The sequence below is a fragment of the Nocardioides eburneus genome (genome assembly GCF_040838215.1).
In the GTDB taxonomy this organism is placed as follows: Bacteria; Actinomycetota; Actinomycetes; order Propionibacteriales; family Nocardioidaceae; genus Nocardioides; species Nocardioides eburneus.
Window position 1 is genome coordinate 49,837 of sequence record NZ_JBFPJR010000013.1, and the last position, 12,546, is coordinate 62,382.

Consider the following 12,546-nt stretch of genomic DNA (forward strand, 5'->3'; position numbering starts at 1 on the left):
CTTCTGACGGAGGGGGCCGCATGAGCGAGCGTCAGCGAGCGACCATCGAAAATCTCATGCGGCCGCGTCCGTACTCTGTCGTTCTTCTGACGGAGGGGGCCGCATGAGCGCGAGGCGCAGGCCGGGCGCGGTCATCGTCGGCGCCGCCGAGACCGACGCCGTCGGAAAGCTGCCCACCCATTCGACGCTCATGCTCCATCTCGAGGCGGCACGCAACGCGCTCGCCGACGCGGGCCTCACCATCCATGACATCGACGGCGTCGCCGGCGTCTCGGCCCCCGGTCCGCTGACCGTCGCGCATGCGCTCGGCATCACGCCGCGCTGGCTCGACACGACCAGCGTCGGCGGCACCTCGTTCCTCTTCCATGTGCGGCACGCCGCGGCGGCCATCGCGGCCGGGCTCTGCACCACCGTTCTCATCACCCACGGCGAGTCGGGCCGTTCGCGCGTCGGAGCGCCGGCGTACGCCCGCGACCCGGCCTCCCTCATGGGCCAGTTCGAGGCGCCGTACGGCGTCATGGGTCCGCCCACGACGCTCACGGTCCCCGCGCTGCGTTACCTCCACGAGACCGGTACGACGCAGGAGCAGCTGGCCGAGGTGCCGGTCGCGCAACGCCGCTGGGCGGCGCGCAACCCGCGGGCGATGTTCCGGGAGGAGATCACGGTGGACGACGTGTTCGCGTCGCCGATGATCGCCTATCCGTTCCACCTCCTGGAATGCTGCCTCGTCACCGACGGCGGCGGCGCGCTGATCGTCACCTCCGCTGACCGGGCGCGCGACCTGCCGCAGCGGCACCGACCCGTCCACCTCCTCGGTGCCGGCGAGGCGAGCGATGCCCCGATCGTGTCCCAGATGGCCGACCTCACCAGCTCCCAAGGCTTCCGGCTCTCCGGGCAGGCGGCCTTCGAGGAGGCCGGGATCAACGTCGACGACGTCGACCACCTGATGATCTACGACGCCTTCGCCCACCTTCCGCTCTACGGCCTGGAGGATCTCGGGTTCGTGAAGCGCGGCGAGGCAGGCGCGTTCATCGCCGACGGCCACACCTCGCCCGGGGGAAGCCTGCCGCTCAACACCAACGGCGGCGGGCTCTCCTACACCCATACGGGGATGTACGGCATGTTCGCGATCTGCGAATCGGTGCGACAGCTCCGCGGCGAGGCGGCCGCCCAGGTGCCCGATCCCCAGATCTCCGTGGTCCTCGGGAACGGCGGGATGTTCATGTCGGCGGCGACCCTGGTGCTCGGGACCGACGCGACCACCTGACTCAGCGCGGACCGGGGACGGTGAGCGCGGCGACGACGGTGGTGAGCGGGACGGCGAGGACGAGGCCGATCGCGCTCACCAGGGAGCGGACGACCTCCTCGGCGATCTGCTCGGTGCCGAGCAGGTCCACGAGCGGCCGGTCGTAGAGCTCGATGACGAGCAGGGTCATCAGCGCGGTGCCGGCGTAGGCGAAGACGATCGTGTAGATCGTCGAGGCGATGTGGTCGCGGCCGATCCGCATCGCGCTCGCCCACAACTGCCAGCGGGTCTGCTCCGGCCCGGCGGCCCGCAGCTCCCAGACCGCGCTCGCCTGCGTGATCGTCACGTCGTTGAGGATGCCCAGGCCCGCGATGACGATCGTGCAGGTCATCAGGCCCTGGAAGCTCAGCTCGCCGGCGACCGAGGTCAGGACGCCCGCGCCCTCGTCGGCGACGCCGGTCAGGTGGGTCATCGTCACCGAGACGACGCCCAGGAGCGCGGTGACGAGCAGGCCGCCGAGCGTGCCGAGCAGCGCCGCGCTCGTCCGCAGCGAGACCCCGTGGGCGAGGTAGAGGACGACGTACAGGATGGCGGCGGAGCCCACCAGCCCGACGAGCACCGGCGAGTGGCCGCTCAGCAGGCCGGGCAGCATCCAGCCGCCGATCACCACCAGCCCGACCCCGAGGCCGACCATGGCGAGGAGCCCGCGGAGGCGGGCCACGGCCAGCACCACGACGGCGAACAGGCCGGCGATGAGCCAGAGCGCCGACCCGCGGTCGGTCTTGAAGTAGGAGTACGACGCCGGCCGACCGTCGCTCGCCGGCGTCTGCTGCAGCTGCACGCGGTCCCCCGGTCCGAGTCCGGAGCCGAGGACGTCGGGGCCGACCGGCACCCGCGCCCGCCCGCCACCGTCGACCTTGACGGTCAACGTGCCGCAGCCGTCGGTGTGCTGACCGGACGGACAGTCGTTCGTCCGGATCACGGTGGCGTGCGGGAAGGTCGACCCCGGCGCGGCGAAGTCGAGCGAGTGGGCGACCTTGTCGACCCTGCCCTGGTCCGGCCAGAGCACGACGAGGCCCACGACCACGGCCACGGCGACCACCGCGAGGAGGCCGATCACGGTCAGCCGCGGCCCCCGCGCGATGTCGAGCTCGGGGGCGTCGTGGTCATGAGCGTGCCCGTGCGTGTGCCCGTGCGCCCGGCTCGGTCGCACGGCCCGTCGTCGTCCCTGGTAGCCCGCCACGGTCGGTGATTGTGCCGTGTGATGCTGAGGGTGCGCAGGAGCGCACTCTCAGGGTCACATGGCTCACCCCGCGAGGTGATCGGGCCCGAGGTCGCCGACGGACCGCACGCCGAGCAGCCCGAGGGTGAGGTCGAGCTCGGCGACGACGTGCTCGAGGACGGCCCGGACGCCGTCGGCACCCGCCAGCGCGAGCCCATAGACGTAGGGCCGCCCGAGCAGGACCGCGTCGGCACCGAGGGCGAGCGCGATGGCGACGTCGGCACCGCTGCGGATGCCGGAGTCGAAGAGGACCGGGACGCGACCGGCCACCGTCTCGACGACACCGGGGAGCGCGTCGAGGGAGGCGATCGCGCCGTCGACCTGACGCCCGCCGTGGTTGGAGACGACGAGCCCGTCGACGCCGTGGTCGAGCGCGAGCGCGGCGTCCCGCGGGTCCAAGATCCCCTTGAGCAGGATCGGCAGTGTGGTCATCTCGCGCAGCCGGGCCAGGTCGTCCCAGGTCAGGTCGGAGCGCGAGAAGACGTCGAGGAACGTCTCGACCGCGGCACGCGGCTGCGGTGAGCGCAGGTTGTCGAGGAACCGACCGGGATGGTGCCGCGCGATCGCGGCGAGCGTGCGCAGCGCGGCCGGCAGCTCCCGCAGACGCGGGCGGAGCGACTCGCCGCCCGGCGTACGCCCCTCGGCGAGGGCACGGAAGGCGGGGTCGGAGGTGTACTGCGCGATGCCCTCGGCCCGCGCGAACGGGAGGTAGCCGAGGTCGAGGTCGGCGGTCCGCCAACCGAGCAGGTGGGTGTCGAGGGTGACCACGATCGCGTCGGCGCCGAGCTTCTCGGCGCGCGCGACGAAGGAGCGTACGACGTCGTCGTCGCGGCTCCAGTAGAGCTGGTGCAGCCGCGGGGTGTCGCCGAGCGCCCGCGCCGTCTCCTCCATGGGCACCGAGCCCTGCGTCGAGATGACCATCGGCGTTCCGGTGGCGCGGGCAGCGGCGGCGACCGCCCGATCAGCGTCGGGGTGGGCCATCTCGAGCACGCCGATCGGGGCGAGCAGCACGGGCGAGGGCAGCCGACGGCCCATCAGCCCGACCGTCAGGTCGCGCTGCTCGACGTCGACCAGCATCCGCGGGACCAGCCGGTGGCGCCCGAACGCCGCGGTGTTGGCGGCAACGGTCCGCTGCTGGCCGGCTCCGCCGGCGACGTACGCCCAGGTCTCCTTCGTCATCCGGCGACGCGCCGCCTCGGCGAGCGCGTCGGGGTTCGTCGGCACGACCGGCCGACGCCCGAGGAGCCCGGCGCGGTAGATCGCGCCCTGGATCTCCCGGCCGATGCTTCCGGACGACGAACGGGCGGTCATGCGGAGAGCTCCGGGGCGTCGGCGCTCATGACGGCGGTGAAGAGCCGGACGCAGCGCTCGGTCATCTGCGTCGGCGTCACCTCCGGATGGTCGAGCCACCAGGTCACCAGCGCGTCGAAGATGCTCATCCACGCCCGGGTCATCGCGTCGACGTCGAGTGGGTCGTCGTCACCCTGCAGGTGGAGCAGCTCGCCGACCCCCTCGCTCGCGAGCATGGTGATGCGCGCGGAGTAGCCGGCGATCTCGCCCGCGATCGCGCCCTCGCGCGGGGCGCTGCGGTCGAAGAACAGCCGCCACAGCCAGGGCTGCGGCTCGAGCAGCCGGAACATCGCGTCGAGCGTCCGCAGCGCGCGCTCCAGGCCGACGACGTCCCCCGCCGCGATCCGCTCCATCTCGTCGGCGAGGAGCTGGCCGCCGTGGTGGAGGCAGGCGGAGAAGAGGCCCTCCTTGGAGCCGAAGTACTGATAGACCAACGGCTTCGAGATCCCGGCGCGCGCGGCGACCACGGCGACCGAGGTGCCGGCGTACCCCTCGGTCCCGAAGACCTCGCAGGCGGCGCGGACGATCTGGGCCTCACGGTCGGCGCGGGGCACCCCCTTGGTGCCGGCTCGACTCTGGATCGCGGAGGTGGCGCTTGGCATGCTCCGGAGTCTAGCGATGTGATCTGACCCTGAAGTAACTTACTTTTGAGTCAATTACGGAGGTGAGGATGATGCACGAGGTCCTCGACCCGTGGCGGAACCGGCCGGCCCGTAGGGGCGCGGGCAGGGCTCAGGCGGCGCGGCGGCCCAGGCGTCGTACGACGACGTAGCCGAGCAGCCCGACGATGATCATCGCGCCACCGGGGGCGGCCACGCGCGTGAACGAGCTGGGCGGACCGGCGAGCGGCTCGCCGAAGGTGACCTCCGGCGGCGCGGGCTTGTCGAGCAGCGCGTGGAGCCGCTGGTTGAGCGTCTCCTTGTAGGGCAGCACGGAGCGGGTGGCCGCCGCCGTGGTCCAGCGACCGCCGGTCCGGGAGGCGAAGAAGATGTAGTCCTCGCCGGTCTTGAGCGCCCGCGTCTGGCAGGGGCCGGCCGGCAGTCGGAGGGTGATGGCGCCGCGCGCGCTGCCGGAGTAGGAGCTCTGCACCGTCACCGGGTAGGTGATCGCGCCGCCGGGGCGCACCGGCGTCGCCGGGCCGGTGACGCGGCCGTCGAAGACGGCGGCGGCGTCCTGCGCGTCGGCCAGGCGGAAGGCCGGGCAGCCGGCGGCGTACGACGGGCTGCTGACCGCGACGGGCAGGGCGACTCCCACGAGACCGGCGAGCCCGGCGAGCCCGGCCGCGGGCAGGGCGGTGAGGTGGCGACGCATGGCGCCCATGGAACCAGTCACAGCGCGAACACTCCAGCCAGCACCCGCGCCACGCCGTCGTCCTCGTGGCTGGGGGCGAGGTGGGTGGCGCAGGCGACGACGCTCGGGTGCGCGTCGGCCATGGCGTAGGAGGTGCCGGCCCAGGTGAGCATCGGGAGGTCGTTGGGCATGTCGCCGAAGGCGATGACGTCCTGGGCCGCGACGCCGAGCTCGTCGCAGACCAGCGCGAGGGTCGAGGCCTTCGTGACCCCGGGTGCGCTGATCTCGAGCAGGGCGGTCGTCGAGGACCACGTCACGGTGACGAGATCACCGGTGGCCTTCTCGACCTGCGCCCAGTAGTCCTCCGCAGGCAGCTCCTCGTGACGCGCGAGCAGCTTGAGCAGCGGCTCGTCGACCAGCTCCTCGATGGGCGCACGGCGCGCCTCGCCGTCGAGCTGGTGGCGCACGTAGTGCGGCTCCATCGCGAACCCGTGGATCGTCTCGACCGCGAACGCCGAGCCCGGGACCGCCTCCCGGATCACCTCGCAGACCCGGAGCGCGAGGTCGGCCGAGATCGCCCGCTCGAGCCGCGGCGTCTCGGCCGCGACGTCCCACACGAGCGCGCCGTTGGAGACGATCGCGAGCCCGAGGCTGCCGACGTGCTCGAAGACGACCTCCGTCCAGCGCAGCGGGCGGCCGGTCACGAAGATGACCGGCACGCCGCGGGCCTCGAGGGCGGCGAGGACGGAGCGGGTGTAGTCGGAGACCGAGCCGTCGGCCCGGACGAGGGTGCCGTCGAGGTCGGTCGCGACCAGCTTCGGGGTCACCGCTCCAGCCTAGGCACCGATCCCGCCGCCGAACCGGGCGCGGAGCCCGACCCGGACGTCGGCCCCCCGGCCGGCAACGGGCGCGCCAGCACGAGGTTGCCGTCCTCGTCGGGGCCGCGGAGCCTGGTGAAGCCACACTTCGCGAGCACCCGCAGGCTGCGCGCGTTGGTCGGCTCGACGGAGGCGCGGACGCGGACGCCCTCGCCGTCGGCGAGGGCCAGGAGCGCGGTGAGTGCCTCGGTGGCGAACCCCCAGCCCCAGGCCTGCGCCACCAGGCCGTAGCCCACCTCGGTCTCCGGCGCCGGTCCGAGGACCCGGTCGTCGTGGCGCTCCGGAGCGCCGAAGAAGCCGATCGAGCCGAGGGTGGTGACGCCGCGGACGATGGAGCGCGGACCCCACGGGTCGCCCTCGGCCCACAGGCTCGCGGCGTCGAGGTCGTCCTGGCGCGGAAAGTCGGGGTGCCAGCCCGGGAGCCGCTCCCCGGCGCGCATCGCCTCGACCTCGCGCCGGGTCCAGAGTGGGAGCCGGAGCCGCGCGGTGACGACCTCCGCAGGCAGGGTCACACCTCCACCTGCTCCGCCGTCGGGAACCAGCGCGCGAGCTCCGCGGCCGCGCCGTCGTCGTCCACGGTGGCGGTCACGTCGTCGGCGACCTCGACCACCTCCGGGATCGCCTGGCCCATCGCCACGCCCCGACCGGCCCAGGTGAGCATCTCGATGTCGTTGCGGCCGTCGCCGATGGCGAGCACGTCCGAGGGCTCCAGGTCGAGCTGGTCGCACACGTAGGAGAGCCCGGACGCCTTCGAGACGCCCACCGGCGTCAGGTCGAGCCAGGCGGTCCAGCCGACGACGTAGGAGATCCCGTGGAGGCCGAGGGAGCGGCCGAGCTCGACGAACTCCTCCGCCGTCGCCTCCGGGTCCCGGATGATCACACGCGACACCGGGTGGGCGACCAGCTCCTCGACCGGGGTGACGACCATGTCGCCGGAGAGCTCGCCCGGCGGGAAGTGGTCGTTGATGCGATAGCCGATCCCGCGCTCCTCGACCGCGACCAGCACCGACGGCCGCCGCTCGAGGATCTGCTGCACCGCCTCGCGCGCGTCGAACGTCTCCTCGTGGACGACGTCGACCGGCGGGTAGCGCAGGATCACGGCGCCGTTGGACGCCACGATCCAGAGCCGGTCGCCGTCGCGCAGCTCGGCGTCGGGCAGGCCGAGCAGGTCGGCGACCTTCGTCATGCCGTGCGGCGAGCGGCCGGAGGCGAGCACGACGTGGGCACCGGCGGCATACGCCCGGCGTACGGCGTCGCGCACCGCCGGCGCGACCTCCTCGTGAGCCGCGCCCGACCCTTCGACCCACTTGAGCAGCGTGCCGTCGATGTCGAGCGCGACCACCTGCGGCCGCCACCCGTCGCCGTTCACGCCGGTCGCACCGGCCCAGCCCGCCGAGGTCACTTCGCGACCGGCTCCAGCACCTCACGACCGAGGAACCTCTGCAGCGCCTGCGGGACCCGGACGGAGCCGTCGGCCTGCTGGTGGGTCTCGAGGATCGCCACGATGGTGCGCGTCATGGCGCACAGCGTGCCGTTGAGCGTGGCGACCTGCTTGGTGCCGTCGGGGAAGCGGCCGCGGATGTCGAGCCGGCGGGCCTGGAAGTCGGTGCAGTTGGAGGTCGAGGTCAGCTCGCGGTACTTCCCCTGGGTCGGGATCCAGGCCTCGCAGTCGAACTTCCGGATGGCGCTCGGGCCGAGGTCGCCCGCGGCCACGTCGATGACGCGGTAGGCCAGCTCGAGCTTGTCGAGGAAGAGCTTCTCCCACTCCAGCAGCCGCTGGTGCTCGGCGTACGACTCCTCGACCGTGGTGTAGACGAACATCTCCACCTTGTCGAACCAGTGCACGCGGATGATGCCGCGGGTGTCCTTGCCGTGCGAGCCGGCCTCCTTGCGGAAGCAGGGGCTGAAGGCGGCGTAGCGCCGCGGGAGGGTGTCGGCGTCGAGGATCTCGTCGGAGTGGTAGGCCGCCATCGGCACCTCGCTGGTGCCGACGAGGTAGAGGTCCTCGCCGTCGATGCGGTAGACGTCGTCGGCCGCCTGGTCGAGGAAGCCGGTGCCCTCCATCGCCTGGGGACGGACCAGCGAGGGGGCGATCACCTGGGTGAAGCCGACCTCGCGGGCCTGCTCCATGGCGAGGTTGACCAGGGCGAGCTCGAGCTCGGCGCCGACGCCGGTGAGGAAGTAGAAGCGCGAGCCCGACACCTTGGCACCCCGGTCGAGGTCGATCGCGCCGAGCATGCGGCCCAGCTCGATGTGGTCGCGCGGCTCGAAGCCCTCGGCGGCGAAGTCCCGCGGCTCGCGGACCGTCTCGAGGACGACGAAGTCGTCCTCGCCGCCGGCCGGGGTCTCCTCGGCGGTCACGTTGGGGATCCCCTTCAGAGCCGCGGTCCACTCGGCCTCGGCGGCGTCCTGGGCCGCTTCGAGCGTCTTCACCTCGGCCGCGAGCGCCTTCGTCTGCGCGAGCAGCGCGGCCTTCTCCTCGCCCTTGGCCTGCGCGACCTGCTTGCCCATCGACTTCTGCTCCGCGCGCCTCGCCTCGAAGGCCATGATCGTCTGGCGACGGGCCTCGTCGGCGGAGAGCGCCCGGTCCACCGGATCCCCGGAGAGACCGCGCTTGGCCTGCGAGGCACGGACGCGGTCGGGGTCTTCACGGAGGATGCGCGGGTCGATCATGCCCACAGGCTAGCCGTGCGCGGATCGCGGGATCACATCAATACACAGGCATACTGGCGCGCGACCGTCGCCCGGCGACCACCGAGCCCCGAAGAAGGACGAGGACCGACTTGCTCGATCGCGCACGCCGCTCCCTGCTGGCCTGGGCCGCCGTCTGCCTCGCGCTCTTCGTCCTGCTCGGCGTCGCCGCCACCCACGGCTGGGCTCCGCTGCCCGATCTCGACTCGGTCGGCCGCGACGCGGCGCACGTCACCGTCCACCACACCGGGCTCCGCCACCTGCTGCGATCCGTCGAGATCGTCTTCGGGTTCTACGGCATCCTCGCGATGACCGTGGTGCTGGTCGCGCTCCTGGCGCGCAAGCACCCGCGACCGGCGGTCTACTCCGCGGGGGTCGTCCTGACCACCGTCGTGGTCCGGTGGCTGCTGGTCTGGGCGTTCGACCGACGTCGGCCACCGTGGCAGGTCCACCACGCGGTCCTCGACAGCAACTCCTTCCCCTCCGGCCACGCCGCGACGACGGCGGCGCTGGGTGGCGTTATCGCGGTCGTCGTCGGACTGCTCGTACGCCGCCGGGGCGTCCGGCGGGCGGCGTACACGCTCATCGGGGTGGTCGTCGTGGGCGTCGGCCTCGACCGGGTCTTCCTGGGCCGCCACTACCCCACCGACGTCGTGGGCGGCGTCCTCCTCGCGCTCGGGCTGGTGCTGCTCGGGCTGGTCGTCTACTCGCCGCTGCCGAGGAGCCACGCCATCAAGGCCGAGCCGCTCCTCGAGCTCGGGCCGCGCGGGACGAGGCTGGCCGTCGTCCTCAACCCCGTGAAGGTGGAGTCGGTCGGGCAGTTCCAGGCGATCGTGAGCCAGATGGCGAGCGAGGCCGGCTGGGACGAGCCCACCTGGCACCTCACCACCGTGGACGACCCCGGCACCGGCATGGCGCGCGCCGCCCAGGCCGAGGGCGCCGAGCTCGTCCTCGTCTGCGGCGGGGACGGCACCGTTCGCGAGGTCTGCGCCGCCCTCGCCGGCAGCGGCATCCCGGTCGGCATCGTGCCGGCGGGCACGGGCAACCTGCTCGCCCGCAACCTGTCGGTGCCGCTCTACATCCGCGCAGCCATCGACGTGGCGCTCACCGGCCAGGACCGCGCCGTCGACCTCGTCGAGGTCAGCGGCGACAACATGCCCGACACCCACTTCATGGTGATGGCCGGGATGGGCTTCGACGCGGCGATCATGGGCAACGTCAACGAGGACATCAAGAAGCGGATCGGCTGGCTCGCCTACGTCCTCTCCGCGCTCAAGAGCCTGATGTTCCCGACCATGCGGCTCGAGATCTCCGTCGACGACGGAGAGTTCACCAAGCACCGCGCACGCACCGTCGTCGTCGGCAACGTCGGTTACCTCCAGGCCGGCATGCCGCTGCTTCCCGACGCCCGGATCGACGACGGTCTCCTCGACGTGGTGCTGCTCAACCCGCGGAGGTTCCTCTCCTGGCTCCCGCTGGCCGTCCGCATCCTCGGGAAGCGGTCACGCACCGACGAGCTCGTCAACCGGATGACCGGCCGCAGCATCGTCGTCCGCGCCAGCCACGACACGCCGCGCGAGCTCGACGGCGACACCATCGAGCCCGGTCGCGAGCTGCGGATGACCTGCATCCACGGCCGGCTGCTCGTGCGCGTCCCGCGCTAACGGGCCTCGCGCCCGGGGCGGGCCCGCTCGATCGCCTCTTCCTCCTCCGGGGAGAGCTGCTGCTCGCAGCGCCAGCCGGCGACGCTCTTGGCATAGGACCGCGCGTCCGAGCGGCCGTGGATCGAGGTCAGCAGGACGCCGTCGCCGCCGTCGTCGAGGAGCGCCAGCGTCCAGCTCAGCTGGCCGCCCATGTCCCCGAACGCGTCATACCTCACCACCGCGAGGTGGCGCAGGGCGTCGCGTCCCTCCGCGCGCAGCGCGGCGACCTCCTGGCGCAGGCCCAGCACGTCCTCGGGGAGCGGCTCGTCGCCGTCGTACGACGGGCGGCGGCCGCTCCTCCAGGCAAGCGCGGCGAGGACGAGGGCGACGACGGCTGTCAGCAGACTGAGAAGCGCGAGAGCGAGCACGCGGTCGAATCTAGACTGACCCGGTGACGGAACCGCGAAGCGCCGCGACGAGGATCGCCTATCAAGGCGAGCCGGGGTCGAACTCCCATATGGTCTGCCAGCAGCACTACCCCGAGCTGGAGGCGGTGCCGTGCGCGTCGTTCGAGGATGTGTTCGCCGCCGTCGAGGCGGGTGAGGCGGACCTGGCGATGATCCCGATCGACAACTCGCTCGCCGGCCGGGTGGCCGATATCCACCACTTCCTGCCGACCTCGACGCTCCACATCATCGCGGAGCACTTCCTGCGCATCCGGTTCCACCTCATGGCCGTCCCGGGGGCGACCCTGGACCAGGTCCGGACCGTGCACAGCCACGTCCACGCGCTCGGTCAGTGCCGCAAGATCATCCGCGAGCACGGGCTCGTGCCGATCATCGCGGGCGACACCGCGGGGGCCGCCCGCGAGGTCGCCGAGGCCGGCGACCCGACCCAGGCGGCGATCAGCCCGCCGATGGCGGCCGAGATCTACGGCCTCGAGGTGCTTGCCACCGACGTCGAGGACGAGGACCACAACACGACCCGCTTCGTGGTCCTCTCCCCCGAGTTCGTGCAGGCGCCGGCCGGCAACGGCCCGGTCGTCACGTCGTTCATCTTCAACGTCCGCAACATCCCGTCCGCGCTCTACAAGGCACTCGGCGGCTTCGCGACCAACGGCGTCAACATGACCAAGCTGGAGTCCTACATGGTCGACGGACGCTTCGCCGCGACGCAGTTCCTCGCCGAGGTCGACGGTCACCCCGACGAGCCCGGGCTCAAGCGCGCGCTCGAGGAGCTGGCGTTCTTCACCACCGACGTGAAGCTGCTCGGCGTCTATCCGGCGGATCCGTCCCGCTTCTGACGACGGCCATCGCTCAGCCGGCCATGAGCGACAACATCGCACCCTCGGGGTCGGCGAGGAAGCCGAGCCGGCCCATGCCGTCGGGGAGGTCCATGGCCGGCGCGACCACCGTCGCCCCGAGCTCCTGCGCCTTCGCCAACGCGGTGTCGACGTCCTCGACGTTGAAGTAGAGGTTCCACCCGGTCGGCTGATCGGGCGACATCGGCGTCATCGCGCCGCCGACGGGCCGGTCAGCGACCTTGAGCAGGGTGTAGGGCGCGCCGTCACCCATCTCGGACTCCTCCCACCCGACGCCGAGGACGGCGGTGTAGAACGCCGTCGCCGCACGCACGTCGGAGGTGACCAGCTCGTTCCAGATCAGCGCACCCGGCTCGGTCGCCCGCTCCGCACCCGGGATGTCGCCGGCCTGCCACAGATGGACCCGGCATCCGGTCGGGTCCGCGATCGTCGCCATCCGGCCCAGGGTCATGACGTCAGACGGCGCGGCCAGGACCGTGCCGCCGGCCGGCTCGACCTTCGCGACCGCGGCGTCGATGTCGTCGACCGCGAGGAAGACACCCCAGTGGGGGACCTTGGCATCCTCGGCGTAGGGCGCGCTCAGGCCGGCGACCCGGTCGCCCGCCAGACGCGCGCTCGCATAGGCGTCCTCGTGACCCGGCGGGGCGTCGTAGGCCCAGCCGAACAGGCCGGCGTAGAACTCCTTGGCCCGGGCCAGGTCATGGGTGATCAGCTCGACATAGCAGGGCGTGCCCTGCGCGTAGGACTCGAATCTCGGCATCGATGCCTCCTCGACGGATGAATTGACTCGACTGCTCGACCCTGGGACCAGCGAACACCCGACCACCGACAATCTCGGAGGGTCG

13 protein-coding genes are annotated in these 12,546 nt (G+C 72.3%); 3 read left to right on the forward strand and 10 right to left on the reverse strand.

Going from position 1 to position 12,546, the window contains the following annotated elements; all coding sequences use genetic code 11:
- The first annotated feature begins 103 nt into the window (after positions 1-103).
- Positions 104-1,267: a thiolase C-terminal domain-containing protein gene (locus AB3X52_RS09360; RefSeq protein WP_367993578.1), complete on the forward strand. Its 1,164-nt coding sequence runs from the start codon at positions 104-106 to the stop codon at positions 1,265-1,267.
- A 1-nt stretch (position 1,268) separates the two neighbouring features.
- On the opposite strand, the gene AB3X52_RS09365 is transcribed toward AB3X52_RS09360, so the two are convergent.
- The 8 genes from AB3X52_RS09365 to serS all read right to left on the reverse strand — a co-directional run bounded on the left by AB3X52_RS09365 (position 1,269) and on the right by serS (position 8,719).
- Positions 1,269-2,489, reverse strand: a complete 1,221-nt coding sequence (locus AB3X52_RS09365) for a YibE/F family protein (protein ID WP_367993580.1) — start codon at positions 2,487-2,489, stop codon at positions 1,269-1,271.
- A gap of 63 nt (positions 2,490-2,552) precedes the next feature.
- Positions 2,553-3,839 carry an alpha-hydroxy-acid oxidizing protein gene (locus tag AB3X52_RS09370; protein WP_367993582.1) on the reverse strand — a complete coding sequence of 429 codons (1,287 nt, stop codon included), beginning with the start codon at positions 3,837-3,839 and terminating at the stop codon, positions 2,553-2,555.
- A complete protein-coding gene (locus AB3X52_RS09375; protein ID WP_367993584.1) occupies positions 3,836-4,480 on the reverse strand; it encodes a TetR/AcrR family transcriptional regulator in 645 nt (214 codons plus the stop codon). The genes AB3X52_RS09370 and AB3X52_RS09375 overlap by 4 nt, the downstream gene beginning before the upstream one ends.
- Positions 4,481-4,610: 130 nt before the next feature.
- Positions 4,611-5,189 (reverse strand): hypothetical protein, encoded by a 579-nt coding sequence (locus AB3X52_RS09380; protein WP_367993586.1) that lies wholly within the window; start codon positions 5,187-5,189, stop codon positions 4,611-4,613.
- 17 nt (positions 5,190-5,206) lie between these two features.
- Entirely contained in the window at positions 5,207-5,995 is a 789-nt protein-coding gene (locus AB3X52_RS09385) for a Cof-type HAD-IIB family hydrolase (RefSeq protein WP_367993587.1), read from the reverse strand.
- On the reverse strand, positions 5,992-6,558 hold the full coding sequence (locus tag AB3X52_RS09390) for a GNAT family N-acetyltransferase (protein WP_367993589.1): 567 nt from the start codon (positions 6,556-6,558) through the stop codon (positions 5,992-5,994). Before AB3X52_RS09390 ends, AB3X52_RS09385 begins: the two co-directional genes overlap by 4 nt.
- Positions 6,555-7,448 carry an HAD family hydrolase gene (locus AB3X52_RS09395; RefSeq protein WP_367993591.1) on the reverse strand — a complete coding sequence of 298 codons (894 nt, stop codon included), beginning with the start codon at positions 7,446-7,448 and terminating at the stop codon, positions 6,555-6,557. Before AB3X52_RS09395 ends, AB3X52_RS09390 begins: the two co-directional genes overlap by 4 nt.
- Positions 7,445-8,719: a serine--tRNA ligase gene (gene serS / locus AB3X52_RS09400; RefSeq protein WP_367993593.1), complete on the reverse strand. Its 1,275-nt coding sequence runs from the start codon at positions 8,717-8,719 to the stop codon at positions 7,445-7,447. Before serS ends, AB3X52_RS09395 begins: the two co-directional genes overlap by 4 nt.
- A 110-nt stretch (positions 8,720-8,829) precedes the next feature.
- Between serS and AB3X52_RS09405 the strand changes: the two genes are divergently transcribed.
- Positions 8,830-10,401 (forward strand): bifunctional phosphatase PAP2/diacylglycerol kinase family protein, encoded by a 1,572-nt coding sequence (locus tag AB3X52_RS09405; protein ID WP_367993595.1) that lies wholly within the window; start codon positions 8,830-8,832, stop codon positions 10,399-10,401.
- Here the strand turns inward: AB3X52_RS09405 and AB3X52_RS09410 are convergent.
- Positions 10,398-10,808 (reverse strand): DUF4446 family protein, encoded by a 411-nt coding sequence (locus AB3X52_RS09410; RefSeq protein WP_367993597.1) that lies wholly within the window; start codon positions 10,806-10,808, stop codon positions 10,398-10,400. The genes AB3X52_RS09405 and AB3X52_RS09410 overlap by 4 nt on opposite strands.
- A 23-nt stretch (positions 10,809-10,831) precedes the next feature.
- Here AB3X52_RS09410 and AB3X52_RS09415 point away from each other — a divergent pair, with 23 nt between their 5' ends.
- Positions 10,832-11,683 carry a prephenate dehydratase gene (locus AB3X52_RS09415; protein ID WP_367993599.1) on the forward strand — a complete coding sequence of 284 codons (852 nt, stop codon included), beginning with the start codon at positions 10,832-10,834 and terminating at the stop codon, positions 11,681-11,683.
- A 13-nt stretch (positions 11,684-11,696) separates the two neighbouring features.
- On the opposite strand, the gene AB3X52_RS09420 is transcribed toward AB3X52_RS09415, so the two are convergent.
- Positions 11,697-12,461, reverse strand: coding sequence for a VOC family protein (locus AB3X52_RS09420; RefSeq protein WP_367993601.1), 765 nt, complete (start codon positions 12,459-12,461; stop codon positions 11,697-11,699).
- Positions 12,462-12,546: the final 85 nt, after the last annotated feature.